A 26,621-nucleotide genomic window follows, 5' to 3' on the forward strand; every position below is an offset into this window, starting at 1 on the left:
GTCATGGCTAGGCGCGGGCCAACGCGGGACAGGGGCACGACAAAAACGCGCGCGCGGTGTTGGCAACACGCTGAATGGCTTGGGTTTTCCGGCAGACCTCAGACATCGACGGCCGCCGTCTGGGCCGACACGCACCTGCGGGACCGGCTGGGGATCGCTGCAAAGGGCTGTCGCCCGGGCACGACGCGACCCGGGCACCCCTATGTTTCGCTCGGCCGCCTCAGGCGTCGGCGCGGATGCTGGTGCGTACCTCGAACAGCTCCGGGAAGAAGGTCAGCTCCAGCGCCTGCCGCAGGAACCCCACGCCGCTGGAACCGCCGGTGCCGCGCTTGAAGCCGATCACCCGCATCACCGTGCGCATGTGACGGAAGCGCCACAGCTGGAACTGGGTCTCCAGGTCCACCATGTCTTCGCACAGCGAATACTCACGCCAGTAGCGGTCGGTGTCCTGATAGATGTTCTCGAATACCGTGCGCAAGGCCGCATCGCTGACATGCGGCTGGGTCCAATCGTGGTCTTCATACGTGGCCGGGATGGCGTGGCCGAAGCGCGACAGGTAGGCCAGAAACTCTTCGTACAGGCTTGGCGCCTCCAGCACTTCGCGCAACTGCGCCTGCCCGGCCGGGTCATGCGCGAACACGTTGAGCATGTCCGCGTTCTTGTTGCCCAGCAGGAACTCGATGTAGCGGTACTGCAGCGACTGGAAGCCCGACGACGGGCCCAACACATCGCGGAAGCCCATGTACTCGGAAGGAGTCAGGGTTTCCAACACCGCCCACTGCTCGGTAAGCAGGCGCAGCACCTGCTTGCTGCGGGCCAACACCTTGCGGCATTGCCAGACTTCATCACGCTGCAGGTGGGCCTTGGCCGCACGCAGCTCGTGCGCCAGCAGCTTCAGCCACAGCTCCGAGGTCTGGTGCTGGATGATGAACAGCATCTCGTCGTGGTGCGGCGGATTGGACAACGGCTGCTGGGCCGACAGCAGTTGGTCCAGGCGCAGATAGCCGCCATAGGTGAGCCGGCCCTGCAGGTCCGTGTGGATGCCTGCTTCAAGCTCACGCTGGTTTTTTTCTACGGTCATCGGCCTTGCCATCTGCGCGGGGCGCAAAGCGTAACGCAGCGGGGTGCTGGCACGGGAGCCGGATGCGCAGTGGAAGGAATATGGATATGCATGCGGGTGTGGATGCGCGACGCCGTGCTCCGCCGAAGTCTTCCCGGCCAGGCCCCTGCCGAGCATGGCGCGGCACTCCCGCGCTGCCCGCACGCTCGCCGCTCTGGTCCCTTTCACCGAAGGTGAAGGGGAGGGCTGGGGAGGGGTGCTTTGGACGTTGGCTCCGAATGCGCATCCGCAAACAGCCACCACAACAGCAACAGCCCCCTCCCCGCCTCCCCTGCGCGGTGCGCAAGGGAGAGGGGAAAAGCCTGCGTGGCCCAACGGCACCTGCCCGCGCCTCGGCGCGGGGCGCGAGGGTGGGAAAAAGCCCCCTCGCTTCCCCCTTGAGCAAGCCCGCCCCATCCTCGCTCGGGCAGCATCCGTACCCCTTCACCCGCGCAAACGGAATCAGAACACTTGCGTCGGCGAGCGGCGCGACAATGCGTCCGCCTCGCGTCGCCCGACTGAATACGTTGTATTTGCTCGTTCAGCGCGGTGCCCATGGAACGAACACGGTCGTTGTACGGTCAATCGTGCTGCGCCGCAGGACGGCTTTTTCGGACTGAGTCCTTACCATGTGCAATTCCTATCATTTGAAACCATCTGTTCAAGGTGTTGCTGCAATGACGGTTTCCGCCCAGTTCCAAATCGAATACCTGCAGTACCTGGATGTCGACGGCACCCTGGTACGCAATGACCTCCCCGAGTCGCTGCGCGACCCCCGTGCGCTGCTGCCGATGTTCCGGCAGATGCTGGCCACGCGGGTGTTCGACACCAAGTCCGTGGCGCTGCAGCGCACCGGCAAGCTCGGCACGTTCGCCTCCTGCCTGGGCCACGAAGCGGCCCACGTCGGCATCGGTGCGTCCATGAAGACGGGCGACGTGTTCGCCCCCAGCTACCGCGAGTACGGCGCCATGTTCATGCGCGGCGTGCGTCCGCGTGACGTTCTGATGTACTGGGGCGGCGACGAGCGTGGCAGCGACTATGACCGCAATAGCGATGCGGTCCGCGACTTCCCGATCTGCGTGCCGATCTCCACCCAGTGCCTGCACGCGGCCGGCTCGGCGTTGTCGTTCAAGCTGCGCGGCATGCCCCATGTGGCAGTGACCGTCTGCGGCGACGGCGGCAGCTCCAAGACCGACTTCTACGCCGCGCTGAACTCGGCCGGCGCCTATCAGCTGCCGCTGATCATGTGCATCGTCAACAACGGCTGGGCCATCTCGGTGCCGCGCTCGGCCCAGACCGGCGCTGAAACCCTGGCCCAGAAGGGCCTGGCCGGCGGTCTGTTCTGCCTGCAGGTGGACGGCAATGACCTGATCGCCGTGCTGGCCGCGATGGAGCAGGCACGCGAGCGCGCGCTGTCCGGCAAGGGCGGCACGGTGCTGGAGTTCCTCACCTACCGCCTGTCAGACCACACCACCGCCGATGACGCCCGTCGCTACCGCGACGATGCCGAGGTGAAAGAAGCCTGGTTGAAGGAACCGCTGATCCGTCTGCGCAAGTACCTCACCGCGCACGGTGTGTGGAGCGAAGAAGAAGAGAAGAACTGGATCGCCGAATGCGGCGCCCGCGTGGACGAGGAGGTCAACGCCTACCTCAACTGCCCGGTGCAGCCGGTCGAGGCGATGTTCGATTTCCTCTACGCAGATCCGCCGCCGGACCTGCTGGCCCAGCGTGCCGACGCCATCGCCCTGGAGCAGCGCCATGGATGACATCAAGCGCGCCGTATCCGGCACTTCGGTCAGCCATGACCACGGCACCGCCCACAGCGCGGCGAGCAACAGCGGAGAAACCACCATGACCGCCACTCCCATCACCCTTATCGAAGCCGTCACCCAGGCGCTGGCATGGGAAATGGAACACGACCCCTCGGTGCTGGTGCTGGGCGAGGACGTGGGCGTCAACGGCGGCGTGTTCCGCGCCACCGCCGGCCTGCAACAGCAGTTCGGCGCGCAACGCGTGTTGGACACCCCGCTGGACGAAACCACCATCGCCGGCCTCACCGTCGGCCTGGCCGCGCAGGGCATGAAGCCGGTAGCCGAAGCCCAGTTCGATGGCTTCGTCTATCCGATGGTGGATCACATCATCTGCCACGCCGCGCGCCTGCGTAACCGTACCCGCGGCCGCCTGCATTGCCCGATGGTGCTGCGCGTGCCGTGGGGCGGTGGTATCCGCGCGCCGGAACACCACAGCGAAGCCAACGAAGCCATCTTCACCAACGTGCCGGGCCTGCGCGTGGTGCTGCCGTCCAGCCCGCAGCGTGCCTATGGCCTGCTGCTGGCCGCGATCCGCGAGCCGGATCCGGTGATCTACATGGAGCCCAAGCGCATCTACCGCCAGTACAAGGAAGTGGTCGTCAATGATGGCGAAGCACTGCCGCTGGACGTGTGCTTCGTGCTGCGTGACGGCACCGACGTGACCCTGGTGACCTGGGGCGCACAGGTGAAGGAAGCGCTGGAAGCGGCCGACAAGCTGGCCGGCGAAGGCATCAGTGCCGAAGTCATCGACGTGGCCACGCTGCGTCCGCTGGACTTCGCCACCATCGCCGAGTCGGTGGCCAAGACCGGCCGCTGCGTGATCGTGCAGGAAGCGCCGAAGACCGCTGGTTTTGGTGCCGAAATCGCCGCACGCCTGGCCGAGGAATCCATGTACGACCTGCTCTCGCCGGTCGAGCGCGTGACGGGTTACGACACCCACATTCCGCTGTTCCGCCTGGAAATGAAGTACCTGCCAAGCGTTGAGCGGATTGTGGCGGCGGCCAAGCGCGCGGTAGCGGCGGGCTGACGTGCGGGCACGACTGCATGGCAGCCACCGCAGCCAGTATCCCAATCCACTGCAGTTCCGCGCCGGGCAGATTGTCGAGCTGGGCGTGCGCGACGAGGAATGGCCGGCCTTCGCCTGGGTGAAAACCGACGAAGGCAGCGCCGGCTGGGCCCCCGTGGCCTGGCTGCAACCACTGGATGACGGCCGCGCCGAGGCGCTGCGCGATTACAGTGCTCGCGAACTGGACGTGGACCGGGGCGAACAGCTGCGGCTGCATCACGAACATGGCGGCTGGTGGTGGTCCGAACGCGCCGATGGCGCGCAGGGCTGGGTGCCGGCACGCGAACTTGAATTGCTGGAAGAGAACTGCACATGAGCCAGACCAAAAGCTTCAACCTGCCCGACCTGGGCGAAGGCCTGCCGGACGCCACCATCGTGGAATGGTTCGTCAAGGAAGGCGATGTCATCAAGCTGGACGAGCCGCTGGTTTCCATGGAGACCGCCAAGGCGGTCGTGGAAGTACCCTCGCCGGTGTCCGGCAAGATCCTGAAGCTGGCCGGCGCACCCGGTGACATCGTGGTGACCGGCCACATGCTGGCCCACTTCGAGATCGACCCGAACCTGCCGCAGCGTGCCGAAGGCCAGGACACCGGCCACCATCACGGCGCCCCGGCGCCGGCCGCACCGACGCCGGCACCGGCTGCAGCACCGGCACCCGCTGCTGCGGCTGCCGAACGTGCCGACGAAGGCACCGTGGTCGGCGCGATGGTCAGCTCCAACGCGGTGCACACCGAACAGGCCGTGGCCGTCGGTGGCGTCAAGGCGATGCCGGCGGTACGTGCGATGGCACGCAAGCTGGGCGTGGACCTGACCCGCGTGCGCGCCACCGGCGCCGAAGGCGCGGTGACGATGAATGATGTGAAGCAGGCGGCGGCGGATCCATCCGCCCTCCTCCCCTCTCCCACCGGGAGAGGGGCTGGGGGTGAGGGTGCGACTTCTACCGCAGCTGCCGCACCCTCACCCCAACCCCTCTCCCAGGGGGAGAGGGGCTCAAGCGTCAGCCGCACTCCGCTGTCCGCCGCCGGCAAGCCGATGCGTACCGCGCCTCCGGGCGTGGTCGCCAAGGGCCAGCCGGAGCCGCTGAAGGGCGTGCGTCGCAACATGGCGCGGGTAATGGCCGATGCGCACAGCAAGGTCGTGCCGACCACGCTGAGCGATGACGCCGACATCCACGCCTGGGCACCGGGCAACGACATGACCTCGCGCCTGGTGCGTGCCATCGTCAGCGCCTGCCAGGCCGTGCCGGCGATGAATGCCTGGTTCGACGGTGACAACCTCACCCGCACCCTGCATGCACAGGTGGATATCGGCATTGCCGTGGACACCGACGATGGCCTGTTCGTACCGGCGTTGCGCAATGCCGACATGCTCGATGCACGCGGCGTGCGCGAAGGCATCAACCGCCTGCGTCAGCAGGTGGAAGACCGCTCCATCGCCGCCTCGGAACTGAGTGGTTACACCATCTCGCTGTCCAACTTCGGCATGTTCGCCGGCCGCTACGCCACCCCGGTGGTCGTGCCGCCGTGCGTTGCGATCGTCGCCGCCGGCCGCGCCCGCTTCCAGCTCACTCCGGTGATGGGCGGCGTGGAAACGCACAAGGTCATCCCGCTGTCGGTCACGTTCGACCACCGCGCCTGCACCGGCGGCGAAGCTGCCCGCTTCCTGCGCGCGCTGATCGACGACCTGGCACTGATGAATTGATTCACGTTTTCTGAAGCGTTACTTGAGCCCGCAGCAATGCGGGCTTTTTTTATGCAGAACTCAGCCTTCGTAGGCTGGGGTGAAATCCCAGCACCCTAAAAACCGAATGCCAAAATTGCAGCAGCAAAGCGAAGCCGTGCACTGCTGAAACCTTCCCGGTGAAGTCCCATGACGAACATGTCTCGGCATTGCCCAAGCGCAGCGCTACGATGCAGCCATCGCGTCAGCCAACGGGCATCATCATGAGCAGCTGGATTTGTACGAACTGCAGGGAAAGCAACGAAGACAATTTCGATCAGTGCTGGAAGTGCGGCACGCATGCCGATGGCGCACCGCCACCGCGCGAACAACCGCGTGACGACACCCCGGCCTGGATGCAGCCACCGCGCTTGATCGAATGCCTGCGCTGCCCCGGCGTACGCATGGAGTTCATTGGCCGCAAGCGCTTCCACGAAGGCTCGCTGAGCATGCCGTTCCTGCTGGGTGACCTGGGCGAATTGTTTGTCAATCGCGAGGAATTCGATCTGCACGCCTGCACGTCATGCGGCAAGGTAGAGTTGTTTCTTTCCAGCGCCGCACGCTGAATCCGTGGCGCAATCTCCTGCACATTCATAGCTCGCCCATGCGCAACCCGCGTTCGCTCGTCGCGCTGCAATGCCTGGCCGAATGGCTGATTTACGGGGCGCTGTGGATCACCGCATGGCCACTGGCTTCACCTGGGCGTGCGCCCGGCTCGGCATAAGCTGCAGCTCCCCGTTATACGGAGCAGCGCCATGAGCCACCGCAGCCGTCTGGCCGGTTTCATCATTGATTGCCAGGACACCGATAGTGACCGCGCCGCCACGTTCTGGGGCGCTGCACTGGGGCTGGCCACCGAGCCGGGTTACACCGAAGACGATGGCGCCCAATACGCCGAACTGATCGGCGCGCCGGGCGGTCTGCACGTGGAAGTGCAACGTGTCAGCCATGCCTCGCGCGTGCATTTGGATATCGAAGCCGATGACATCGACGCCGAGGCCAATCGCCTTGAAGCGCTGGGTGCAAAACGCATTGGCTTCATCAAACGCTGGTGGGTGATGGAAGCGCCCACCGGGCACCGCTTCTGCATCGTGCAGATGAAACACCCCGAGCGCGGCCCGACGCCCACCGTTTGGGAGTAACACCACCGGCGAGCGGATAATGGCCGGCATCTGCCTGCAGTTGGAGTTGCAACGATGTCCTCCCCTTCCCTCGCCCACGCACGCGTACTGGTTGCCGGCGGCAGCCGTGGCATTGGTCTGGCGATTGCCCACGCCTTTGCCGAAGCCGGCGCCCATGTCGGCATCTGCGCGCGCAACCTGCAGGTGCTGCAGCAAGCCGGTCTTGCCCTGAAAGCAGCCGGTGCTGGCGATGTGCACACGCACGCCTGCGACCTTGGTGATCCGGTGCAGATCCAACACTGGGTCGATACGGCTGCGGAAGCATTGGGCGGTATCGACATCGTCATCAACAACGCCTCCGGTTATGGCAACGGCAATGACGACGCCAGTTGGCAGGCCGGTTTCGATATCGACCTGATGGCGGCGGTGCGCACCAACCGCGCCGCGCTGCCGCACCTGCGCAACAGCACGATGCCGGCCATCCTCAACATCAGCTCGATCAACGCACTGGTGCCAACCCCGCGTGCGGCGGCGTATTCCGCAGCCAAGGCCGCACTGAATTACTACACGACCTCGCTGGCCACCGAATTGGCGCGCGAGCGCATCCGCGTCAACGCCATCGCACCGGGTTCCATCGAATTCCCCGGCGGCCTGTGGGACCGACGCCGCAGCGAAGAACCTGCGCTGTACGAGCAGATCCGCACCAAGATTCCGTTCGGCGGTTTCGGCGATGTCGAGGACGTGGCACGCGCGGCGGTGTTCCTGTGTTCACCCGCAGCGCGCTGGATCACCGGGCAGGTACTGGCGGTGGATGGCGGGCAATCGTTGCCGGCCTGATTTCACAGAGGCGCCCGTAGGAGCCGCCTTGGCCGCGAGCTGGCAACACATCCAGCGACGCAGAAATCCACAATCACGCATTACCTGATTGCAAACACCACAACAGCGGAAACCACAGCGGCTTCGCGGCCGAGGCCGCTCCTACACCAGCTGCGCAGATCCAATCACACGCTCACCGGGTTGCGGATTCAATACCGCCTCGACCAATGCATCGGCAATGCGCGTGGCCGGATTGATCCGCCATGCGCGCGGCAACACTGGTGCCAACGCGCCCAGGACGCGACTGGCCAACTGCTCTCCCGGACGCGGCTCGGCACGTTCGCCACCGATCAAACCCGGGCGCACGAATGCCAGCGACGCGAAACCCAGCGTGCGCAGGTCACGCTCAAGCTCGCCCTTCACCTGGTTGTAGAAAAACCAGGACTGCGCGTTGGCCCCCATCGCCGAGTTCAGCGCGAACGTCTCGCAACCCTGCGCCTTCACCGCGCGCGCAATCGCCAAGGGATAGCCGTGGTCGATCTGGCGGAAGGCTTCCCGCGAGCCGGCCTGCTTCATCGTCGAGCCCAATGCACAGATGGCTGCGTCCACCTGCCAGCCCTCGGTTCCGGCGGGCAGCATCGAGAAATCCAACACCGGGTTCAGCAGCTTGGCGTCGGCCTGTGCAAGCGCGCGCCGGGTCGGGGCGATGACCGCACTGCATCGCGGATCGGCCAGCAATTGCCGCAACGCCTGTGCCCCAACCAAACCGGTCGCTCCGGCCAGCAATACCCGCATGTCTTCTCCCGTGCTCTGTTTCTGTTCAAGGCGGCCCTCACCTTGCCGATAATGGGGCCGTGATACCAGCCCCAGGACACGCCACCGCGTGCCCATTCCTCCCGCCCGGACCCTCGCGCAATGGCCGACAGCACCGACATCCCTCCTTCTGCCAGCGCTGGCCTCGGACGCATCCTGTCCCGTCGCGCGGCGCCGCAGGTGATGACGGACGCACCGGCACCGGCTGGCAATGGCGGCATGGCGATGCTGCAACGCCTGTTCGTCGGCGCCAACGCGCCCGAGCCGCTGCTGCACGCCTTCGCCCAGGGCATGTGCACCCTGCCCGGCGAGCTTGGCGACATGGGTAAACGCCTGCACAGCGCGCATACCGACCAGGACTGGGACCGCTACGGCCGTCTGCTGCGGCAGCTGATCGACAAGTACATCCGCACCATCGAGCAGGAACCACCTACCGGCGGCAACAGCGACGCCGAGCGCCTGCGCGACATGCTCGGGCATACCCTGGGCGCGGTGCTGGCCCCTCTCATGCAGCACTCGCCCGAGCTGGAACAGCAGGCGCAGCGCATGGGCCAGGAACTGCGCAACTGGCGCGGCGGCCAACCGCTGGAACCGGTGGCGCAGCACCTGCGCGAACTGTGCCACCAAGTGGGCGTGCGCAGCGATGGCATGCAGGAACAACACGACCTGCTGCTGAGCCTGTTCGACATGCTGCTGGAGAACATCACCGAGCTGCTCGACGGCGAAAGCTGGCTGCAGGGGCAGATTCGCAACGTGCGGCAACTGCTGACCGGCACGCTGGACACCGGCTCACTGGAACAGACCCGCAATGACCTGCGCGAAGTGATCTATCGGCAAGGCCTGCTGCGGCAGGGCATCACCGAATCCAAGCAGGCGATGAAGGAGTTGATGGTCAGCTTCCTCGACCAGGTCGACGGCATGGCCAACGAAACCGGCGAGTACCACGACCGCGTCGCCAGCTACGCCATTGCCGTGCGCCAGGCGCGCAGCATCGCCGACCTCAACCATCTGCTGCAGGACGTGTTGCAGGACACTGCGCGGGTACAGGCACAGGCCGCGCGCGCACGCGATCAACTGGCCAACGCCCGCGCCGAAGCCAACGCCGCCGAGCAACGCGTGCAACAGCTGGAACGCGAACTGGAGGACGCCGGCAGCCAACTGCGCACCGATGCACTGACCGGCGCATTGAATCGGCGCGGGTTGGAAGCGTTGCTGACCGAAGAACTGAATACGGGCGACGCAACATTGAGCGTCGGCATGCTCGACCTGGACCACTTCAGCCAGACCAACGACAAGCACGGTCATGCCGGCGGCGACCACGCACTGCGCCATCTTGTTGCGGTTATCCAGCAGCGCCTGCGCGGACGTGATCGCATCGCACGTCTGGGTGGTGACGAATTTGTAGTGGTGATGCCGGGCATGAGCGCGGCGGCCGCGCTGGAATCGGTGCAGCAACTGCAGCTGACGTTGGCGCAGCGGCCGTTCCTGTTCGGCGACGAACGAGTGCAGGTGCGCTTCAGCGGCGGCGTCGCACAGGCCCGCACAGGCGAACCCATCGACACCCTGCTACACCGCGCCGATCAAGCGCTGTATGCGGCCAAGCGCATCGGCCGCAACCGGGTGTTGCCGGCGGACTGAAGACGGCCGGGCCGACGCTGTGATATTTCCCGCACTGGTGCGAATCACCTGTGCATGGACCTTCCTTTGACCGCCGTCGACGCCACTGCCGAATTGCAGCAACGCTTTGCGGGTTTGCTGGCCCGGCATCAGGGCATCGTGCTCAAGGTGGCGCGTGCCTGGACCGGCGGCACCGACGACCGCCAGGATCTGATCCAGGAGATCAGCGTGCAGGCGTGGCGCGCGTTTCCGGCATTCACCCCGGAGAAGGCGCAGTTCAGCACCTGGCTGTACCGGGTGGCGCTGAACGTGGCCATCTCGCAGCAGCGCGGCCAGCGGTTGCGGCAACGTCACCATGCCGACATGGCACCCGAGCATATCGAGCAGTTGGCGACCACCTCGGACACCGCCGAGGACGCCGCGCAGCTGGCCCAATTGCATGCGCTGATCCAGTCGCTACCGCCGCTGGACCGTGCCTTGTTGCTGCTGCACCTGGACGACTACAGCCACCAGGAAATCGGCGATGTGCTCGGCATCAGTGCCAGCAACGCCGCCACCCGCCTGCACCGGCTGCGCCAGCAGCTGCGGCAGCAGGCCAATCCCACTCCGACCACACGAGGTTGATGCGATGGAACTGGAACAACTCAAAGCCGCTTGGGCACAGCAAGCGCAGCGTATCGACCAGTTGGAAGTCGTCGCGCTGCAGGCGTGGCGTGCGCCGCGTCAGCGCGACATCCGCCACCGGCTGCGCTGGTTCAGCGGCCAACAGATGGCGTGGTTGCTGGTGTGGATCGTGATCACCGTGATGGCCGCCGGCTTCTGGATTGAACACCGCCACATGCCGCAGCTGTTGCTGACCGGACTGGCGTTCCACGTCTATGGCATTGCCGCGATCTGGGTGTCGATCACGCGTGCGTTGCTGGCAACGCGCGTGGACGCCGCTGATGCACCGTTGCTACGACAGATGACGCGGCTGGCGCAGCTGCGGCGCTTCACCGCCATCACCGAATTGGCACTGGGCCTGCCGTGGTTCTGCCTGTGGCTGCTGGCGGCGCAGTGGTTCAGCGTTCACTGGCTGGGCGTGGATCTGTATGCAATGGCCCCGCGCTGGTTCCTCGGCACGCTGGGCTTCGGCGTGGTGGCGATGACAGGCAGCGTCGTGTTCGCCCGCTGGGTGATGAAGCGCCTGCCTGAAACGCATGGATGGCAGCGTCTGCTGGACAGTCTGTCGGGCCGATCTCTGGCGCGTGCGCAGCAACAATTGCGGGAGTTGCAGCAGGGCTCGGCGTGAATAGAAGCTCGCCGTAGACGCAACGGAAGCGGCAAAGGCTGGGATTACGCTGCGCTCCTTCCCAGCCTACGCAGCATCGCGATGTGCACCCACGGCGCACACCGCGCCTGCGATCAGTGCGCTGGCTGGCTGCCGCGCATGCGCTGGAACAGCGTCACCGCTGCCAGCACCACCGCGCCGATGAGGATGCCCACCACCACGCTGCCCAGCGCATTGGCCAGCCATTCCAGCTTGGCCGGGGCCAGGCCGATCACGAAGTGATGCAGCGCCGGTATCGCATGCACCAGAATGCCGCCGCCGACCAGGAACATCGCGGCGGTGCCGGCAATGGACAGGCCGCGCATCAGCCACGGCGTGGCGTACAGCAAGCCACGTCCAACGGCCGCCAGTGCGCGGCCCTTGTCCAGCAGCCATGTGCCGAGATCGTCGAGTTTGACGATGCCCGCTACCAAGCCGTAAACGAACACCGTCATGCCCAGCGCGATCGCAATCAACGCGGCAACCTGCTGACCGAACGGCGCATTGGAGATCACGCCCAGCGACAGCACGATGATCTCCGCCGACAGGATGAAATCGGTGCGCACCGCGCCCTTGATCTTGTCTTTTTCCCAAGCGACCACGTCGACGTTGTCATCGGCCAGCACTTTTGCCCGCTCGGCCTTGTGCGCCTGATCCTCTTCCTTGGAATGCAGGAATTTGTGCGCCAGTTTTTCCACGCCTTCATAACAGAGGAAGGCACCGCCGATCATCATCAACGGCGTGATCGCCCACGGCAGCCACGCACTGATGGCCAACGCGGCCGGCACCAGAATGGCCTTGTTGACCAGCGACCCCTTGGCCACCGCCCACACCACCGGCAGCTCGCGGTTGGCGCTGACGCCGGTGACCTGCTGCGCATTGAGGGCGAGGTCATCGCCGAGCACACCGGCGGTTTTCTTGGCCGCGACCTTGGTCAGGAGGGCGACGTCGTCGAGCAGGGCGGCAATATCGTCGAGCAGGGCAAACAGGCTGGCTCCAGCCATGGGACACCTAGAAGTGGGCAGACCGGGGGATTCTCTCGCATTCACATGCCAATGCGCAGGCCGACCCTGCATTCACCCTGCCCCAACCTGCCAGCGGCCACACTGATGCCCTTGTTTTGCGGGAGGTATCGGTTTGAACGAACCCACCAGCAACGAGGCGCCCACGACCGTCGGCGGCATGAGCCGGCGCCAGCAGATCGTGCGGATGCTGTTGCGCTACCGGAACGCCGGCGTGTTCTCGGGCATCTCGCTCGATGGCGAACTGCCGCGCCTTGGCCTGCAGCCGGCCACGGGCAGCCCCACCCAGTTCGTCACCGATCTGGAAGCGCTGGGCACCACCTTCGTCAAACTTGGCCAGGTGCTGTCCACCCGCCCGGACATGATTCCGGCCGAATACGTGACTGCGCTGGAACGCATGCAGGAGAAAGTGGCGCCGATTCCGGTCGAGCAGATCCGCGCGATCATCGAGGAAGACCTCGGCGCGTCGGTCAACAAACTGTTTGTGTCATTCGACCCGGTGCCGCTGGGCTGCGCCTCCATCGCCCAGGTGCATCGCGCCGAACTGCGCGATGGCCGCGAAGTGGCGATCAAGGTGCAGAAGCCCGATGTCGCCGCGCAACTGCGCTCGGATATCGGCGTGCTGCGCAGTTTTGCCACCGCGGCCGACCACCTCACCCGCGTCGGCCGCAAGGTGCGTTTCTCCGATTGGCTGGATGAATTCGCCAAGACGCTGCGCATGGAACTGGATTACGAAGCCGAAGCGGCCAGTCTTGCCCGCTTCGGTGAGCACTTGTCGCCGTATCCGGAACTGTGGGTGCCGCAACCGATGTGGGACCTGTGCAGCCGCCGCGTGTTGACCATGGAGCTGGTGCCCGGCGTGCGCGTGGATGCCATCCCGCCAGTGCGGCGCACCGAGCAGTCGATGTTGCCGCTGGCCGCCGCCTTGGTGCGCGGTTATCTCGACCAGATCTTCGTGCATGGCGAAATACATGCCGACCCGCATCCGGGAAATCTACGGGTGACGCCCGATGGCCAGTTGGCCATCTTCGATCTGGGCATGGTGGCGCATGTGCCGCCGCGCCTGCGCGAGCGTCTGCTCAAATTATTGTTCGCCGCCGTCGACGGCCGTGGCGAAGAAGTGGCCGATGAAATCATCGCCATCAGCACGCGGTTGGAGGACTACGACGAAGAACGCCACCTGCGTGAAACCGGGCAGATGATTGCCCGCTATGCCGCCAACGGCACGGTTTCCGAAGGGCGCGTGGTGTTGGAAATCGTGCGCATCGCCACCAGCAGCAACCTGCGCACACCACCGGAATTGAGTCTGTTGGGCAAAGCACTGCTCAGTCTGGAAAGCGTGTGTCAGCTACTGGCGCCGGAACTCAATATGCGCAAAGTGGTGGAGAAACAGCTGCAGCATGTGATGCGTGCGCGCCTGCGCAAATCCTTGTCGCGCGCCAACCTCGCCAGCGAAGCGATGGAAGTGCAGCAACTGCTGCGCGAAGGCCCGCGACGCATGTCCGACATCCTCAGTCTGGTCGCCGAGAACCGGCTGCAGATGAAAGTCACCGGGCTGGAAGAGTCGCGCCTGATGGAAAACATCCAGAAGGTTGCCAACCGCATTGCGGCCGGCTTGATCACCGCCGCGCTGCTGTTGTCCTCGGCACTGCTGATGCAGGTGCCTACGCGCTTCACCTTGTTCGGCTATCCCGCTTTTGCCATTGCCTTGTTTCTGCTGGGCGTGGTGATCGGCATGGGTTTGATCGTCAGCGCATTGCTGTTTGATCACCGCACCCGTTCGCGTGTGCGCGAGGAACGCGGGCACCGTTGAAGTGGATGAATGGCGGCGTGAAGTGCGCAACGAAGAACAGGAATTACGCTTTTCATCGCACTTTATTTCATTCAATCACCTTCGCTACAAAACATTTCAGTCAGGTTCGTGCAGGCACCATCCGGTCCTCCTTTCGTCATCTGCCTGACACGGCGTTGTGATTGGAGGTGGCGACCACGTCGCCCGCTTACGTCTTTCGCTACCCAAGTGGCCGCATGCATTGGATCATCTGGTTTTACCTGGCGGTTCTGGTTGTCCTGCTGTTGCTTTCGCCCACGCTGGCAAAGCTCAAGGCAGGTCTGTTGTCACTGTGGTTGCTTGCGCTGAGCAGCTGGTGGTTGATTGACCGACTCAGCGGTGACGGCATCAACTCCGCCACGCTCTATCACCTGCGCAGCGACATGGAAGGTGCAGGCGTCGGTGATTTCGGCGCGTACCTCCTTGGCTTCCTGGCCTTGGTACTGGCCTCGTTGACGCCCCTGTTGTTGCTGCGCGTGCGCCGCCTGCGCCTGCCGCGTTACGGCGTTCCGATCTTCGGCGGTTTCACCGCGCTGCTGGTTGCCGCGGTCATCGCCAGCCCGTTGTATCGCGATGCCAAACGCATCCATCAACAGATGCAGCCGGTGGATTACAGCGCGGTCGCGCCGGAATACCGCATTCCTGGCAAGCCCTTGGCGCAGCGCCCCAACATCGTCTGGATCTACGGTGAAAGCCTTGAGCGCACCTATCTGGACGAAGCCGTCTTTCCGGCCTTGATGCCGAACATTCGTCGTCTGGCCGGCGACGCATTGGATTTCCGCGACATCGCGTCGGCCGATGGCAGCGGTTGGACCATCGCCGGCTTGGTGTCGTCGATGTGCGGTGTGCCGTTGACCACCGCGCAGGGCGATGAGAACAGCATGGGCCGCATGGGCAGCTTTCTGCCCGAAGCGTTCTGTCTGGGCGACTACCTGAAGCAGCAGGGCTACCGCAATCACTACATGGGCGGCGCCAACGGTCAGTTCGCCGCCAAGGCCGACTTCCTGTCCACGCACGGCTTTGACGAGGTGCGCGACCTGGCCTGGTTCCAGCAGCAGAAGATCGCACGCAAGCATTTCTCCAACTGGGGCCTGCACGACGACGTGCTGCTGGACCGCGCGTTTGATCGCTTTCTTGAGCTTTCCCGCGCCGGCCAACCGTTCATGCTCACCGCATTGACGATGGACACGCACCACCCCGCCGGGCACTTGCCGGTGGCCTGCAAAGGCACGCGTTACCGCAGCAAGCACGGCAACATCGGCCTGTTGCGCGCGTTGAAGTGCAGCGACCGTTTGATCTCGCAGTTGGTGGACCGCATCCGCGCCAGCGAGTTCGGCGAAAACACGCTGGTGGTGCTGGCCTCCGATCACCTGGCCATGCCCAATGACCTGAGCCACGTACTGCAAGACATGCGTCGCGAAAACCTGCTGCTGTTCCTCGGCAAGGACATCGCACCGCGTGAGGTCATCGCCACCACCGGCACCACGCTGGATTCCGGCGCCACCGCGCTGCAGCTGCTGGACCCGGCCATCGATGCGATTGGCTTTGGTCGCTCGCTGCTGGCGTCGCCGCGTGCTCCCAGCGCCAGTGTTGCGGCGTTGAGAAGCGATGGGCTCGACTATGCGCGTTACCGCGCGTTTTCCCGCTCGCTGTGGCTGGGCGAACAGACACGCATGCTGCGACTGGATCAGGAGCAGGTGTTGGTCGGCGTGCAGAAAGTGCAACCGCCGGTGTTGCTGGAATACGACAAGGACTGGCAGCTGAAATCGATGTACCTGGAAAACACCTCGCGCAAGTTCGACGAGGCCGATCCACAACATCGCCTTGCCTATGTCGACCGCTGCACCGCATTCGAGGACGGCTCGGCCGATGGCCAATGGTGTGCGTTGCTGGTGGACAGCGACCAAGGCATGCGTTTGTTCCGCGACGACCAACTGCGCCGGGGCATCGCGGTTGATGCCCCGCTGCAGGCATTCACCGGGCCACGTCCGAGCGTGCGCCAGTCACGCATGATCAGCCGCCAGCCGCGTCATACCGGCCCCGGCCAGTACGTGCTGGAGTTGTACGCGGCGCAGCGGCCAGAGCGTGGGTTCTGGGTGGAAGCCGTGTCATCCAGCCGCAAGGTCGTCGTCGCCCAGCAATGGGTGCAGGCCGACAGCGAGGGACGCATCAGCATGCCGCTGGGGCTGGATCACGAAATTGATGATCTGGAAATCCGCGCCTGGCTCAGCCACGCCGAGCAGCTGGCCATTGATGACTACGCCTTGGTGCCGGCAGCGCCGGAACATCCGCGTTCGTAATTCGAGTACCTCGTAGGCCGGGATGAAAATCCCAGCCTGCCACTATCACCGGCGAACCTGCTGGGAGTGCGCTGCGCTGTATCCCCGCCTACGACGGTGTGGCTCCGTGCCGGGATCGACCGGTTACGGCGACTCCTTCGGATCCCGCACCAGATGGATATCGGTTGGCGTCACCAAGGCGATGTCGTTGGCCGCAGCCTGCTGCAGCAGCTCAAACAACAGCTCGCTGCGCGTGCCATACACACTGCGCGCGGTCGGCACATACGCAAAGCTGTTGATCGCCACCTGGCCACCACTGATCGAATCAATGAACACCGACGGCGCCGGCTCATCCAGCACGGTCGTATTCGCCTGGTAGATATCCAGCAGCAGCTGCCGCAGCTTGCCCACGTCGGTGCCCAGTGGCACCGAGAACTGCACCTGGATGCGGCCCAGCGCATTGGCCATGGTCATGTTGCGGATGGTCTTGGTGATCAACTCCGAGTTCGGCACGATCAATGTCGAGCGATCACCCACCTGGATTTCCGTGGAGCGCACCGAGATGCGGCGGATGTCGCCTTCCTGATCGCCGATCTTCACCCAGTCGCCGATTTTCACCGGCCGCTCGGCCAGCAGAATCAAACCCGACACGAAGTTCTGGGTGATCGCCTGCAGGCCGAAACCAATACCCACCGACAAGGCGCTGGCCAGCAAGGCCACTTTCTCGAAGCCGATGCCCAGCGTCGCCAGCGCCCACAACACCGCCAGTACGATGCCCAGGTAATGGGCGACGGTGCTGATCGAATTCCGTGCGCCGGTATCCAACTCGGTCTTGGGCAGATAGGTTTCTTCCAGCCAGCGCTGCACCACGCGCATCACCGCCAGGCCGCACAACAGCACCACGATGGCCCAGAACACCGACGACGGCCGCAAAAGTTGGTCGCCGATCTTCACGCCACCGGCCAGCGCATCCAAGCTGCCATACAGAATGCTGACGTTGCCGTACGGCGCCACCACCGCGGTGATGCCCAGCACCACCAGCAGAATCCGCAGCGTCGCCGACAGCAGCACCCCAGCCTGCTCCAGACGCGCGCCCGGCAAGCCGGTGGACAAGCGCAAGGTGCGGCCGAAGGCGCTGTCTGGCGCCAGCAACCACAGCGCGAAATCATCAGCGAACTTCATCAACAACGAGGTCGCCAACACCACCACTGTCACCCACACCATCTGCTGGGCGGCGAACATGGCGAAATTGAGATAACCCAGCAGCGTGGCTGCCAATGCCGCGAACACCGCCAAGTGACCGCCCAGCCGCGCAACTACCAACCAGCCACTGCGCGGCGCCTTGGTCGGGCGTGCGCGGCCTTCGCCTTCCTGCTGCTCGGCTTCGGCTGCAGCGGCCGAGCGACGACGGTGCAGCGCCGCCAAGGTCACCAGCATGCCCATGATCAACGCGACGTAGGTCAGTGCGATCAAACCATCGAGGGTGATCGTGCTCACCTGCGAGGTACGGGCGGCGCGGTTGACGTCACGCACCAGCATGGTGAACCAGGTCAGCCACGCGGCGCCCCACGCAAAACGACGCAGGCGTGTCGCACCGAGATCATCAATATCGAACAAGCGCCAGGACGGCCGCGACGGCACCAGCAGGCACGCAGCCAATGCAGCGATGAAGGCGCCCACCAAGGTGGCGCCGATGAACGTGTCGGCCACGGCTTCCAGACGTGGCGCGATCGCCGAGATCGAACGCAGACTGCCGACCAGCACCGTTGCCGCAAGCCCCGGCATCACGGTGCCCACCACAAGCAACCACACGGCCAAGCCGGTGCGGCGCAGACGACCGGCCGGCGCGCGTTCGGACGCGGCATAGCGACGGCCCAGATGCCGCAGCCAGATGCGCAGCGGGAACAGGATCAACAAGGCCAGCACCACGCCGATGATCGGTGCGTTCCAGCCATGTTTTGCGGTGGCCTGCAGCAAGCCGTTGCTGGCCTGCCGGTACAGCGATTCAAAGCGGCTCAGATCATCCGGCAGATGCTCGGCAAACTGCCGCCACAGCCCCGGTGACAACGGCGAACCCACCTTGCGCCCGAGCTGCTCGCCAAACCGCTGCGCACGCACTTTTTCGATGGACTCGCTCAGCTGCCTGGCATCTTCGGCCAACAGCTTGCCGCGCGCGATATCGCTGTTGAGCTGGCTGCGCTGTTGGTCCAATGCCTTGCGTTGGCGCGCGATGTCCTGGTCTTCGCCGCCTTCGGGCACTGGCCCCAGCTGCGCGATGCGTGCGTCCAGCTGGGTCAGCTCCGGCTGCAATGCCTGCACGCTGGCTTCGGCATCGCGTTGCGCCTGACTGGCCTGATCACTCAGCGTTTTCAGGGTTTCCGGTGCATCGGCATCACTCACGGCACGCTTGGCGGCGTCGAAGTTCTTTGAGGCCTGTTCGATGCGTGCCTGCGGCGTGTCGGCGGTGCTGCTGGCCGCATCCTGCGATGCCCATGCCGTCGCCATGGGCAGGCCGGCACCGATCAGAACGATGGCGAGCAGTGCCGCGCGCAGCGGCCGGAAGAAGCAGGATTTCAGCAAGAGAACGCACCGGATCGCGCGGACCACCGCGCCTGCCGTGGACTATAAATCAGCCCGCGTCCAGATCATGCGAACCCGTGCCCAGCCCTCAGCTTTCCAAGTCCAACGCAATGCCATGCAGGCGGTTGAGGTGATGGGCGTCCAGCAACTCCTGTTCGCTCAATTCAAAACCGCTGTTCTCCTTCGACCGGCTGGGCTGAGCCTGCCCAGTGACAGGCATCGTTCAAGACTTTTCTGATAGCGTGCTGACAGCCTCGCCAGTTGCGGCAAGGCATGTCCTGGAGTGGCTGCCGTGATCCGAACATCACTGATCCTCGCACTGATGCTGGCCCCGGCCGCAGCAATGGCGCAGGCCAGCACCACTCCCGGCGCGCTGGACCTGAGCGTACCGCAGCCACCCGTGCGCTACCTCGGCGACCCGTCCTACCAAACCGATGCGCCCGGCACCTACTACGGCGACCGCAGCGGCCGTCGGCTGCCCTCCAAGGACACGCCGTCCGGCGATGTGGTGGTGGACGACAAGCTGCAGGTGCATGGCGCGGTCAGCACCGGCATCGGCTACTCCAAGAACTACGGCAACAGCCACTGGAGCGCGGTGGACCTGAACCTGGGCAAGAACTACACCACCGACGAAGGCAAGACCCGCCGCGTAGACGTGAACATCCACGTCAGCAAAGGCGATGGCATGACGCCGTATGGCTTCGGCCCGGGCCCCGGCCCGTGGTACGGCTGGTAAGCAGCGCGTAGCAGCGGCCACGCTTCATCACTCAGGCTTCAAAGAAGGAACAGCGGCGCTTGGCTCCGCGCCAGCACGCCGACTCGCACGCTACGAACTGCAGCGCATCCACACGCAGTCGATCGCATCCAGCGTGATGTGCAGCAGCAGGCCGATGCCGAACAGGCGCGTGCGCCTGGGCACCGTCAATCCCGCATACAGCACGATGGCCGGAACGGTATGCAGCGGATGAAAACCGATGCTGCAGCGGTCCGGCGCGTAGATCGGGTCGGCCAGCAGATGGTCCAAGTCGATCACCCATCCCAGCAACAGCAACATCCAGGCCTTGGCGAACTGCGGCCGCCAGAACAGCCATGCCAGCAGCGCCGGAATCGCCGCGTGCAGGCACAGGTGCAGGATCGCGCGCAGGCTCATGCGCGGCGGCCCTGCGGCGAGGCCATGTCGATGACGAAGCGGCACTTCACGTCGGGGCGCAGCGCGCGGCGCTCGATCCTCAAGGGCGGCGGGGACGTATCGGCAGCGGGCGCGGCATAGGCAAGGGTGCGCATCGAGCGTGTTCCTGATGAACGTATTGCAGCTGAATGCGTTTCAGCCAACCCGGGCAATTGTAGACGGCCGCAGCCGGGGGCAGCGTTACACTATGCGGCCGCCGGACCTTCCCGCGCGGTTGTTCCGGAGTGGCAATGATCAACAACGACGTACTGCGCAGCATCCGCTACATGCTCGATCTCAGCGACAGCATGGTGGTGGACACCATTCACCTGGCCGACGCCGCGTTCGACGTGGACGCCTCACAGGTGCACGATTTCCTGCGCAAGGACGACGAGCCGTTGTTCGAGGCTTGCCCGGACGCAGTGCTGTCGCGCTTCCTCGATGGGCTGATCTACCACTACCGCGGCCGCGATGATTCGCAGCCACAGCGTCCGCCGGAAAAGCGCATCACCAACAACATCGTGCTGAAGAAGCTGCGCGTGGCCTTCGAGCTGAAGGACGTGGACATGCATGCGGTGTTCGAGGCCGCGGGCTTCCCGATGTCCAAGCCGGAGCTGTCGGCCCTGTTCCGCCAGCCGGACCACAAGAATTACCGCGAATGCGGCGATCAGGCCCTGCGTAATTTCCTGAAGGGTTTGACCCAGCGCGTGCGCCCGTAAAGCAGCGTCGCCGTGGTGCCGCGGGAGCGCGGCGGTGAGCAGCAGGTGGAGCGTCATGGCAGCGATTCCTTTCGGCGGATGCCGTTCGCTGCGCACAATGCTGTCGTTTGGTTGGCGGTGAATGCAGGGTTTTGGAAGGGCAAAAGCAAGAGCTGCCCTCACCCCAACCCCTCTCCCGTGAACGGGAGAGGGGCTCAATGCACTACGAGCGCGAGCGGCACTAGCCCCTCTCCCGCATGCGGGAGAGGGGTTGGGGTGAGGGCGGGCTTTCAAGGTAACCCCAGAACGCAGAAAGGCCCGGCAATGCCGGGCCTTTCCTTGCTGCTCAACGCCGGGGCGTCTTACCAGCTGAAGCGCGGACCCACGGTCCACTGCTTGTCACCGTTGTTGAACATCTTGATGTCGCCATTGATGCCCCAGTTCTGGTTCAACTTCACCTGGCCACCGAGACGGCCGTAGAAGTCACCTTCCGGGCTGATGCCGTGCTTCTTGCTGAAGTCTTCGTAGCCCGCCATGGCATACACCTCGGCGTGCTTGCCGAATGCAGTGCGGATACCGGCTTCAGCGCTGTAGCCATTGAAATCCAGGCCCTGGGCGAACTTCTCGTCGTACTTTTCGTAAGCCACGCGAGCAACGAAATCGGTGGTCGGCGCGATCTCCTTGTTGAAGCCGGCGCCAACGCGCCACTGCTCGATATCAAGGTTGGTGTGCTCGACTTCCTGACGGGTGTATTCGCCGAAGGCGTGGAAGTTCGGCAGGAACGCGTAGGAACCCTTCACGCCCCAACCTTCAGCGTCGCCGCCCGCCTGGGTCTTGGCGTAGTCGGCTTCAGCGTAGTTGTAGGACAGGCCTTCAGCCGCCGAAGCGGTGAACGGGAGGGCGGCAACCAGCGCCAGGGCAATCAACGAATTCTTCATGGGGGTACACCTCTGGATTACGTCTTGATGGCACGGCAGTAAATTCACTGCCTGCGTCCGGATGTAATTTTTCCGTTATGCACCCCAACCAACCCTGAAACCGCCCACACCCTGAAATCGTTTTTTTAGGCTTGTATTCAGGTGTTTTCTGGCACGCGCGACGTTCATGTACGTCGCGCGTTGTTCATACAAGCCGTGCGCCTGACATCAATGCCGCGGCTTGGGCTTGGCGCCTGTCCCAAACTGGGTCGACATCGGCTCGGCCAACAGCGGCACGCCGGTTTCGATATCACTCAGGATCGGGCAATCCGGGCGATCGTCGCCGGCGCAACACTCGGCCAGTGCCTGCACCGTGCGCACCATGTCCTGCAGTTCGGCGATGCGTTGCTGCAGCGCCTGCACGTGCTCCAGTGCCATGCGCTTGACGTCGCCGCTGTGCCGCGAGCGGTCCTGCCAGAGCTGCAGCAGTTCGCCGATACGCTCCACGCTGAAGCCCATGTCGCGCGAACGCTTGATGAAACCCAGCGTGTGGATGTCGCGCGGCGCGTATAGGCGGTAGCCGGCTTCGGTGCGTGACACCGGCCCGAACAGGCCGGTGTCTTCGTAGTAACGGATCATCTTCGCCGACAGGCCGGTGGCCTTGGCGGCCTGGCCGATGTTCATGCCGTCGTGCATCGCGGTCTCCTTCATGCCTGTGCCTGCGGCGGCTGGAAGCGCTTGAGCCGCAGGGCATTGCCCAGGACGAACACCGAGGACAGCGCCATCGCGCCGGCAGCAAACACCGGCGACAACAGCACGCCCCAGAACGGATACAACAGGCCGGCCGCCACCGGAATCAAGGCGGTGTTGTAGGCGAACGCCCAGAACAGGTTCTGCTGGATGTTGCCCATGGTCGCCTTGCTCAGCGCGATGGCGTTGGGCACGCCCTGCAGGCTGCCGGACATCAGCACCACGTCGGCCGCTTCAATGGCCACGTCGGTGCCGGTGCCGATCGCCAGACCGACATCGGCCGCCGCCAGCGCCGGGGCGTCATTGATGCCGTCACCCACATAGGCCAGGCGTCCGTGCGCGGCCTTGAGCCGGTTGACGGCGTCCACCTTGCCCTCGGGCAACACTTCGGCCACCACTTCGTCGATGCCCAACTGGCGGGCGATGGCTTCGGCCGTGCGGCGGTTGTCGCCGGTGATCATGGCGACCTTCAGGCCCAGCGCATGCAGGCTGGCGATGGCGGCGCGGGTGTCGTGCTTGATCGGATCGGACACGGCGATGATCGCCGCCAGCTTTCCGTCCAACGCGGCATACAGCGGCGACTTGCCCTCTTCGCCCAGTTGCTTGGCGATACCGGCAAAACCGCTGACGTCCACGCCCAGCGTCTGCATGAAGCGGTCTGCGCCCACTTCCACGCGCACGCCCTGCACCTGGGCACGCACGCCGTAACCGGTGACCGATTCAAAGGCATCCACGGCCGGCAACGGCAGGCCGTCCTGTTGCGCGGCGTTGACGATGGCGCGGGCGATGGGATGTTCGGAACGGTCTTCCACCGCCGCCACCTTGGCCAGCACGTCGCTACGCTCGAAGCCGCCGGCCAATTGCAGGTCGGTCAGCAACGGGCGGCCTTCGGTCAGCGTGCCGGTCTTGTCCACCGCCACGACCTGCGCTTCCTTCAGCAACTGCAGCGCCTCGCCCTTGCGGAACAGCACGCCCAGCTCAGCGCCGCGACCGGTGCCGACCATGATCGAGGTCGGCGTGGCCAAACCCATCGCACACGGGCAGGCAATGATCAGCACCGCCACCGCGTTGACCAGACCGAAAGTCAGCGCCGGCTCGGGGCCGAACAACAGCCACACCAGGAAGGTCAGCGCGGCCAGGCCCATCACCGCCGGCACGAACCACAGCGTGATACGGTCCACCAGCGCCTGGATCGGCAGCTTGGCGCTCTGCGCTTGCTCCACCAGGCGGATGATCTGCGCCAGCACCGTGGCGCCGCCCACGGCGGTAGCGCGCACGCCGAGCGTGCCGGTCTGATTGACGGTGCCGCCAATGACGCCGCTGCCGGGGGTTTTCTGCACCGGCACCGGCTCGCCGCTGATCATCGACTCATCGACATAACTGTCGCCGTCGATCACCTCGCCATCCACTGCGATGCGTTCACCCGGGCGCACGTCGATCACATCACCGTTGCTGATCTGCTCCAGCGGCAACTCGACCACGCTGCCATCGCGGCGCACGCGGGCGGTCTTGGCCTGCAGCGTGAGCAGCCGCTTGATGGCTTCGGAGGTGCGGCCCTTGGCCTTGGCTTCGAGCATGCGCCCGAGCAGGATCAGGGTGACGATCACCGCGGCGGCTTCGTAATACACGTTGACCGTACCGGCCGGCAGCAGGCGCGGGGCGAAGGTCGCCACCAGCGAGAAGCCATAGGCGGCCAGTGTGCCGACCGCCACCAGCGAGTTCATGTCCGGCGCGGCGCGCAGCAGCGCGGGAATGCCCTTCTGATAGAAGCGGCGGCCCGGGATCACCAGCACCAGCGTGGTCAACACGAACTGCAGCAGCCAGCTGTTCTGCATGCCCAGCGTGCCGGCGATGAAATGGTGGAACGCCGGCACCAGATGCCCGCCCATTTCCAGCGCGAACACCGGCAGGGTCAGCACCGTGGCCAACAGCAGGTCGCGTTTGAGCACGCGCAGTTCGTCGGCGTGGCGCTGGGCCTGTGCGTCTTCGTTGTTGACCGCGCGGTCGAGCAGCTTGGCGGTGTAGCCGGCCTTGGCGATGGCGGCCACCAGTGCGGCCGGCATCAGCGAGGCATCGCCCTGCACGGTTGCGCGTTCGGTGGCGAGGTTGACGCTGGCCGACTGCACACCGGGCAGCGCCAACAGCGCGCGCTCGACCCGGCCGACGCAGGACGCGCAGGTCATGCCTTCGATTTCCAGCTCCAGCGGCGCGGAGGCGGTGACGTTGTAGCCGGCCTTGCGGATGGCCTGCACCAAGGCTTGCCGGGGCACGCTGCCGTCGGTCTGCACGCTGGCGCGCTCGGTGGCCAGATTCACGCTGGCCTTGCTCACGCCCGGCACAGCGGCCAATGCCCGCTCCACTCGGCCCACGCAGGACGCGCAGGTCATGCCTTCAATCACCAGGTCTTCCATTTGTTGGGCGCCTGCTGCCTTGCCCATCTCGGCCGTGCTCGTCATCGGCATGTCTCCGCGTCTCTACTGTTGCCGGCACGGTAAAGCTTCCCATGACAGGAAGGTCAAGCAGGTGATGGAGCGGGTTCAGTTTGCGGCCATCAGAACGGGAAATCCCCGGCGCCGGGCAGCCGATGCACGTCGCACAGCGCTTGACCTTGCCATGATGGCAACCCACATCCTGCACCGGAACCCAACGGAGACACCCCATGAAACTGCATATTGAAAGCATGACCTGCGGCGGCTGCGCACGCAGCGTGACGGCCGCGGTGAAGGAAATCGACCCGGCTGCCACGGTGGAAATCGATGTGCCGAGCCGCATCGTGCAGGTGCAGACGAGCGAGCCGAGCGAGCGCATCACCCAGGCCCTGACCGAAGCCGGCTTCCCGCCCAAGCTGCAGGACTGACAGAAACTCCGGTAGGAGTGGCTTCAGCCGCGACGCAGGCGGTGTTGCGGATCGCAGGGCAACGTCGATCACGCGGTTGCATGGATGCGCCGCCGCAGATGGATTCGTGGCGTCGCGGCTGACGCCGCTCCTATCGGTTTGCAGCGTGAGTTGTGTCCACGGGCACGGCCCGCTTCCAGACTTCACGCTCCACGCGGCGCTCGCCTTCCCAGCGTTCCAGCGTCCACACATCGCCTTCCAGCGTGTAACGGAATTCATAGCTGCCGCCGTTTTCCAACGGGTAGGACGCCATCAGCGGCGTCTCCACATAGCGCCCGTCGTCAACGCGATACGTGCCCGAGCCGCCGGCCCAGAATTTGCCGTCGCTGGTGGTGGTGAAGGCAAAGCGGCCATCGGCCAATACCTTGGTGCCGGCCAGCTTCTGGCTGGCGTAGGCCACCGGCACGCCGTCCTTGTTGATGAATTCCCCGGACTGCAGCTGCCACGCGCCCTGCAACGACGTGGCTTGGCTTGCATCGGCACAAAACGCGGCAGCGGCCAACAGCACCGCACTCACACAGACACGCAACGACATCGGCAACTCCCCGGTGATCAGCAGCGCGCATTGTGCGCAAGGCGTGCGCGGCTTTGCCAACACCGGTTCATTGGCAACCTTTGCCCGGGCGGGCCGGTGCGGGGGCGCTATCATTGCCGCCATTCCTGAAACGGCAGCCGCAACGTGCAGACCATCCTGACCCCGGTATCGATTGGCGAACTGATCGACAAGATCACCATTCTCGAGATCAAGGCCGAGCGCATCACCGATGCCGCCAAGCTGGCCAACGTGCGCACCGAGCTGGACGGCCTGTGGCCGCTGTGGCTGGAACAGCAGACCGTGCGGCCGACGCTGGGTGCGCTCAAGGATCAGCTCAAGGCGATCAACGAGCGCATGTGGGACATCCAGGACCGGCTGCGCGACAAGGAAGCGGTGCAGGATTTCGGCGCGGAATTCATCACCCTGGCGCGTGGCGTATACGGCACCAACGGCGAGCGCGTGGCGGTGAAGAACGACATCAACCGCGTGGCCGGTTCGGCGCTGGTGGAAGAGAAGCAGTACCAGGGCGAGTGAGGGCTGCGGTTGAATCCTTCTCCCCCGGGAGAAGGTGGCC

26 protein-coding genes are annotated in these 26,621 nt (G+C 64.9%); 16 read left to right on the forward strand and 10 right to left on the reverse strand.

The window, feature by feature from the left end; translation table 11 throughout:
• Positions 1–220: 220 nt before the first annotated feature.
• Entirely contained in the window at positions 221–1,081 is an 861-nt protein-coding gene (locus ACREP4_RS14140) for a tryptophan 2,3-dioxygenase (protein WP_431596822.1), read from the reverse strand.
• A 695-nt stretch (positions 1,082–1,776) separates the two neighbouring features.
• Here ACREP4_RS14140 and pdhA point away from each other — a divergent pair.
• From pdhA to ACREP4_RS14175, 7 genes are all read left to right on the forward strand, one after another.
• Complete coding sequence (gene pdhA / locus ACREP4_RS14145; RefSeq protein WP_431596823.1) at positions 1,777–2,865, forward strand: pyruvate dehydrogenase (acetyl-transferring) E1 component subunit alpha; 1,089 nt, start codon at positions 1,777–1,779, stop codon at positions 2,863–2,865.
• Complete coding sequence (locus ACREP4_RS14150) at positions 2,858–3,937, forward strand: alpha-ketoacid dehydrogenase subunit beta (protein ID WP_431596824.1); 1,080 nt, start codon at positions 2,858–2,860, stop codon at positions 3,935–3,937. Before pdhA ends, ACREP4_RS14150 begins: the two co-directional genes overlap by 8 nt.
• A gap of 1 nt (position 3,938) precedes the next feature.
• Positions 3,939–4,292, forward strand: a complete 354-nt coding sequence (locus ACREP4_RS14155; RefSeq protein WP_431596825.1) for an SH3 domain-containing protein — start codon at positions 3,939–3,941, stop codon at positions 4,290–4,292.
• A complete protein-coding gene (locus tag ACREP4_RS14160; RefSeq protein ID WP_431596826.1) occupies positions 4,289–5,677 on the forward strand; it encodes a dihydrolipoamide acetyltransferase family protein in 1,389 nt (462 codons plus the stop codon). The genes ACREP4_RS14155 and ACREP4_RS14160 overlap by 4 nt, the downstream gene beginning before the upstream one ends.
• Positions 5,678–5,919: 242 nt before the next feature.
• Positions 5,920–6,261 carry a hypothetical protein gene (locus ACREP4_RS14165; RefSeq protein ID WP_431596827.1) on the forward strand — a complete coding sequence of 114 codons (342 nt, stop codon included), beginning with the start codon at positions 5,920–5,922 and terminating at the stop codon, positions 6,259–6,261.
• Positions 6,262–6,450: 189 nt separating this feature from the next.
• Positions 6,451–6,837: a VOC family protein gene (locus ACREP4_RS14170; RefSeq protein WP_431596828.1), complete on the forward strand. Its 387-nt coding sequence runs from the start codon at positions 6,451–6,453 to the stop codon at positions 6,835–6,837.
• 54 nt (positions 6,838–6,891) lie between these two features.
• Positions 6,892–7,653, forward strand: a complete 762-nt coding sequence (locus ACREP4_RS14175; protein ID WP_431596829.1) for an SDR family NAD(P)-dependent oxidoreductase — start codon at positions 6,892–6,894, stop codon at positions 7,651–7,653.
• 141 nt (positions 7,654–7,794) lie between these two features.
• On the opposite strand, the gene ACREP4_RS14180 is transcribed toward ACREP4_RS14175, so the two are convergent.
• The gene (locus ACREP4_RS14180; RefSeq protein WP_431596830.1) at positions 7,795–8,427 is read right to left on the reverse strand and encodes an NAD-dependent dehydratase; all 633 of its coding nucleotides are present in this window, start codon (positions 8,425–8,427) and stop codon (positions 7,795–7,797) included.
• A 120-nt stretch (positions 8,428–8,547) separates the two neighbouring features.
• Between ACREP4_RS14180 and ACREP4_RS14185 the strand changes: the two genes are divergently transcribed.
• The 3 genes from ACREP4_RS14185 to ACREP4_RS14195 are packed head-to-tail and all read left to right on the forward strand — an operon-like array spanning position 8,548 to position 11,353.
• Positions 8,548–10,083: a GGDEF domain-containing protein gene (locus ACREP4_RS14185; RefSeq protein WP_431596831.1), complete on the forward strand. Its 1,536-nt coding sequence runs from the start codon at positions 8,548–8,550 to the stop codon at positions 10,081–10,083.
• Between the two features lie 54 nt (positions 10,084–10,137).
• On the forward strand, positions 10,138–10,686 hold the full coding sequence (locus ACREP4_RS14190; protein WP_431596832.1) for an RNA polymerase sigma factor: 549 nt from the start codon (positions 10,138–10,140) through the stop codon (positions 10,684–10,686).
• A 4-nt stretch (positions 10,687–10,690) separates the two neighbouring features.
• Positions 10,691–11,353, forward strand: a complete 663-nt coding sequence (locus tag ACREP4_RS14195; RefSeq protein WP_431596833.1) for a hypothetical protein — start codon at positions 10,691–10,693, stop codon at positions 11,351–11,353.
• 113 nt (positions 11,354–11,466) lie between these two features.
• Here the strand turns inward: ACREP4_RS14195 and ACREP4_RS14200 are convergent, their stop codons facing one another.
• Positions 11,467–12,375 (reverse strand): DUF808 domain-containing protein, encoded by a 909-nt coding sequence (locus tag ACREP4_RS14200; protein WP_431596834.1) that lies wholly within the window; start codon positions 12,373–12,375, stop codon positions 11,467–11,469.
• Positions 12,376–12,502: 127 nt separating this feature from the next.
• Here ACREP4_RS14200 and ACREP4_RS14205 point away from each other — a divergent pair, with 127 nt between their 5' ends.
• Both ACREP4_RS14205 and ACREP4_RS14210 read left to right on the forward strand, forming a co-directional pair.
• Positions 12,503–14,206 (forward strand): ABC1 kinase family protein, encoded by a 1,704-nt coding sequence (locus ACREP4_RS14205; RefSeq protein ID WP_431596917.1) that lies wholly within the window; start codon positions 12,503–12,505, stop codon positions 14,204–14,206.
• Positions 14,207–14,421: 215 nt separating this feature from the next.
• Positions 14,422–16,524 carry a phosphoglycerol transferase I gene (locus ACREP4_RS14210; protein WP_431596835.1) on the forward strand — a complete coding sequence of 701 codons (2,103 nt, stop codon included), beginning with the start codon at positions 14,422–14,424 and terminating at the stop codon, positions 16,522–16,524.
• 123 nt (positions 16,525–16,647) lie between these two features.
• On the opposite strand, the gene ACREP4_RS14215 is transcribed toward ACREP4_RS14210, so the two are convergent.
• The gene (locus tag ACREP4_RS14215) at positions 16,648–19,008 is read right to left on the reverse strand and encodes a DUF3772 domain-containing protein (protein ID WP_431596918.1); all 2,361 of its coding nucleotides are present in this window, start codon (positions 19,006–19,008) and stop codon (positions 16,648–16,650) included.
• A gap of 367 nt (positions 19,009–19,375) precedes the next feature.
• Between ACREP4_RS14215 and ACREP4_RS14220 the strand changes: the two genes are divergently transcribed.
• The gene (locus ACREP4_RS14220) at positions 19,376–19,819 is read left to right on the forward strand and encodes a hypothetical protein (RefSeq protein ID WP_431596836.1); all 444 of its coding nucleotides are present in this window, start codon (positions 19,376–19,378) and stop codon (positions 19,817–19,819) included.
• Positions 19,820–19,909: 90 nt separating this feature from the next.
• Here the strand turns inward: ACREP4_RS14220 and ACREP4_RS14225 are convergent, their stop codons facing one another.
• Positions 19,910–20,233, reverse strand: coding sequence for a DUF6122 family protein (locus ACREP4_RS14225; protein ID WP_431596837.1), 324 nt, complete (start codon positions 20,231–20,233; stop codon positions 19,910–19,912).
• Positions 20,230–20,367 carry a hypothetical protein gene (locus tag ACREP4_RS14230; protein ID WP_431596838.1) on the reverse strand — a complete coding sequence of 46 codons (138 nt, stop codon included), beginning with the start codon at positions 20,365–20,367 and terminating at the stop codon, positions 20,230–20,232. The genes ACREP4_RS14225 and ACREP4_RS14230 overlap by 4 nt, the downstream gene beginning before the upstream one ends.
• Before the next feature lie 135 nt (positions 20,368–20,502).
• On the opposite strand from ACREP4_RS14230, the gene ACREP4_RS14235 reads away from it, so the two are divergent.
• Positions 20,503–20,970 (forward strand): DUF1456 family protein, encoded by a 468-nt coding sequence (locus ACREP4_RS14235; protein ID WP_431596839.1) that lies wholly within the window; start codon positions 20,503–20,505, stop codon positions 20,968–20,970.
• Positions 20,971–21,311: 341 nt separating this feature from the next.
• Here ACREP4_RS14235 and ACREP4_RS14240 read toward each other — a convergent pair whose 3' ends face one another.
• The 3 genes from ACREP4_RS14240 to ACREP4_RS14250 form a co-directional block, all read right to left on the reverse strand.
• Complete coding sequence (locus tag ACREP4_RS14240) at positions 21,312–21,887, reverse strand: Ax21 family protein (RefSeq protein ID WP_431596840.1); 576 nt, start codon at positions 21,885–21,887, stop codon at positions 21,312–21,314.
• Positions 21,888–22,094: 207 nt separating this feature from the next.
• Positions 22,095–22,577, reverse strand: a complete 483-nt coding sequence (cueR, locus tag ACREP4_RS14245) for a Cu(I)-responsive transcriptional regulator (protein ID WP_431596841.1) — start codon at positions 22,575–22,577, stop codon at positions 22,095–22,097.
• Positions 22,574–25,072, reverse strand: coding sequence for a heavy metal translocating P-type ATPase (locus tag ACREP4_RS14250; protein ID WP_431596842.1), 2,499 nt, complete (start codon positions 25,070–25,072; stop codon positions 22,574–22,576). Before ACREP4_RS14250 ends, cueR begins: the two co-directional genes overlap by 4 nt.
• A 203-nt stretch (positions 25,073–25,275) precedes the next feature.
• On the opposite strand from ACREP4_RS14250, the gene ACREP4_RS14255 reads away from it, so the two are divergent.
• On the forward strand, positions 25,276–25,473 hold the full coding sequence (locus ACREP4_RS14255) for a heavy-metal-associated domain-containing protein (RefSeq protein WP_431596843.1): 198 nt from the start codon (positions 25,276–25,278) through the stop codon (positions 25,471–25,473).
• Between the two features lie 130 nt (positions 25,474–25,603).
• Here the strand turns inward: ACREP4_RS14255 and ACREP4_RS14260 are convergent, their stop codons facing one another.
• Entirely contained in the window at positions 25,604–26,047 is a 444-nt protein-coding gene (locus ACREP4_RS14260; protein ID WP_431596844.1) for a hypothetical protein, read from the reverse strand.
• Positions 26,048–26,191: 144 nt separating this feature from the next.
• Here ACREP4_RS14260 and ACREP4_RS14265 point away from each other — a divergent pair, with 144 nt between their 5' ends.
• Complete coding sequence (locus ACREP4_RS14265; RefSeq protein WP_431596845.1) at positions 26,192–26,581, forward strand: DUF6165 family protein; 390 nt, start codon at positions 26,192–26,194, stop codon at positions 26,579–26,581.
• Positions 26,582–26,621: the final 40 nt, after the last annotated feature.

It is taken from the genome of Stenotrophomonas sp., from assembly GCF_050737575.1.
In the GTDB taxonomy this organism is placed as follows: domain Bacteria; phylum Pseudomonadota; class Gammaproteobacteria; order Xanthomonadales; family Xanthomonadaceae; genus Stenotrophomonas.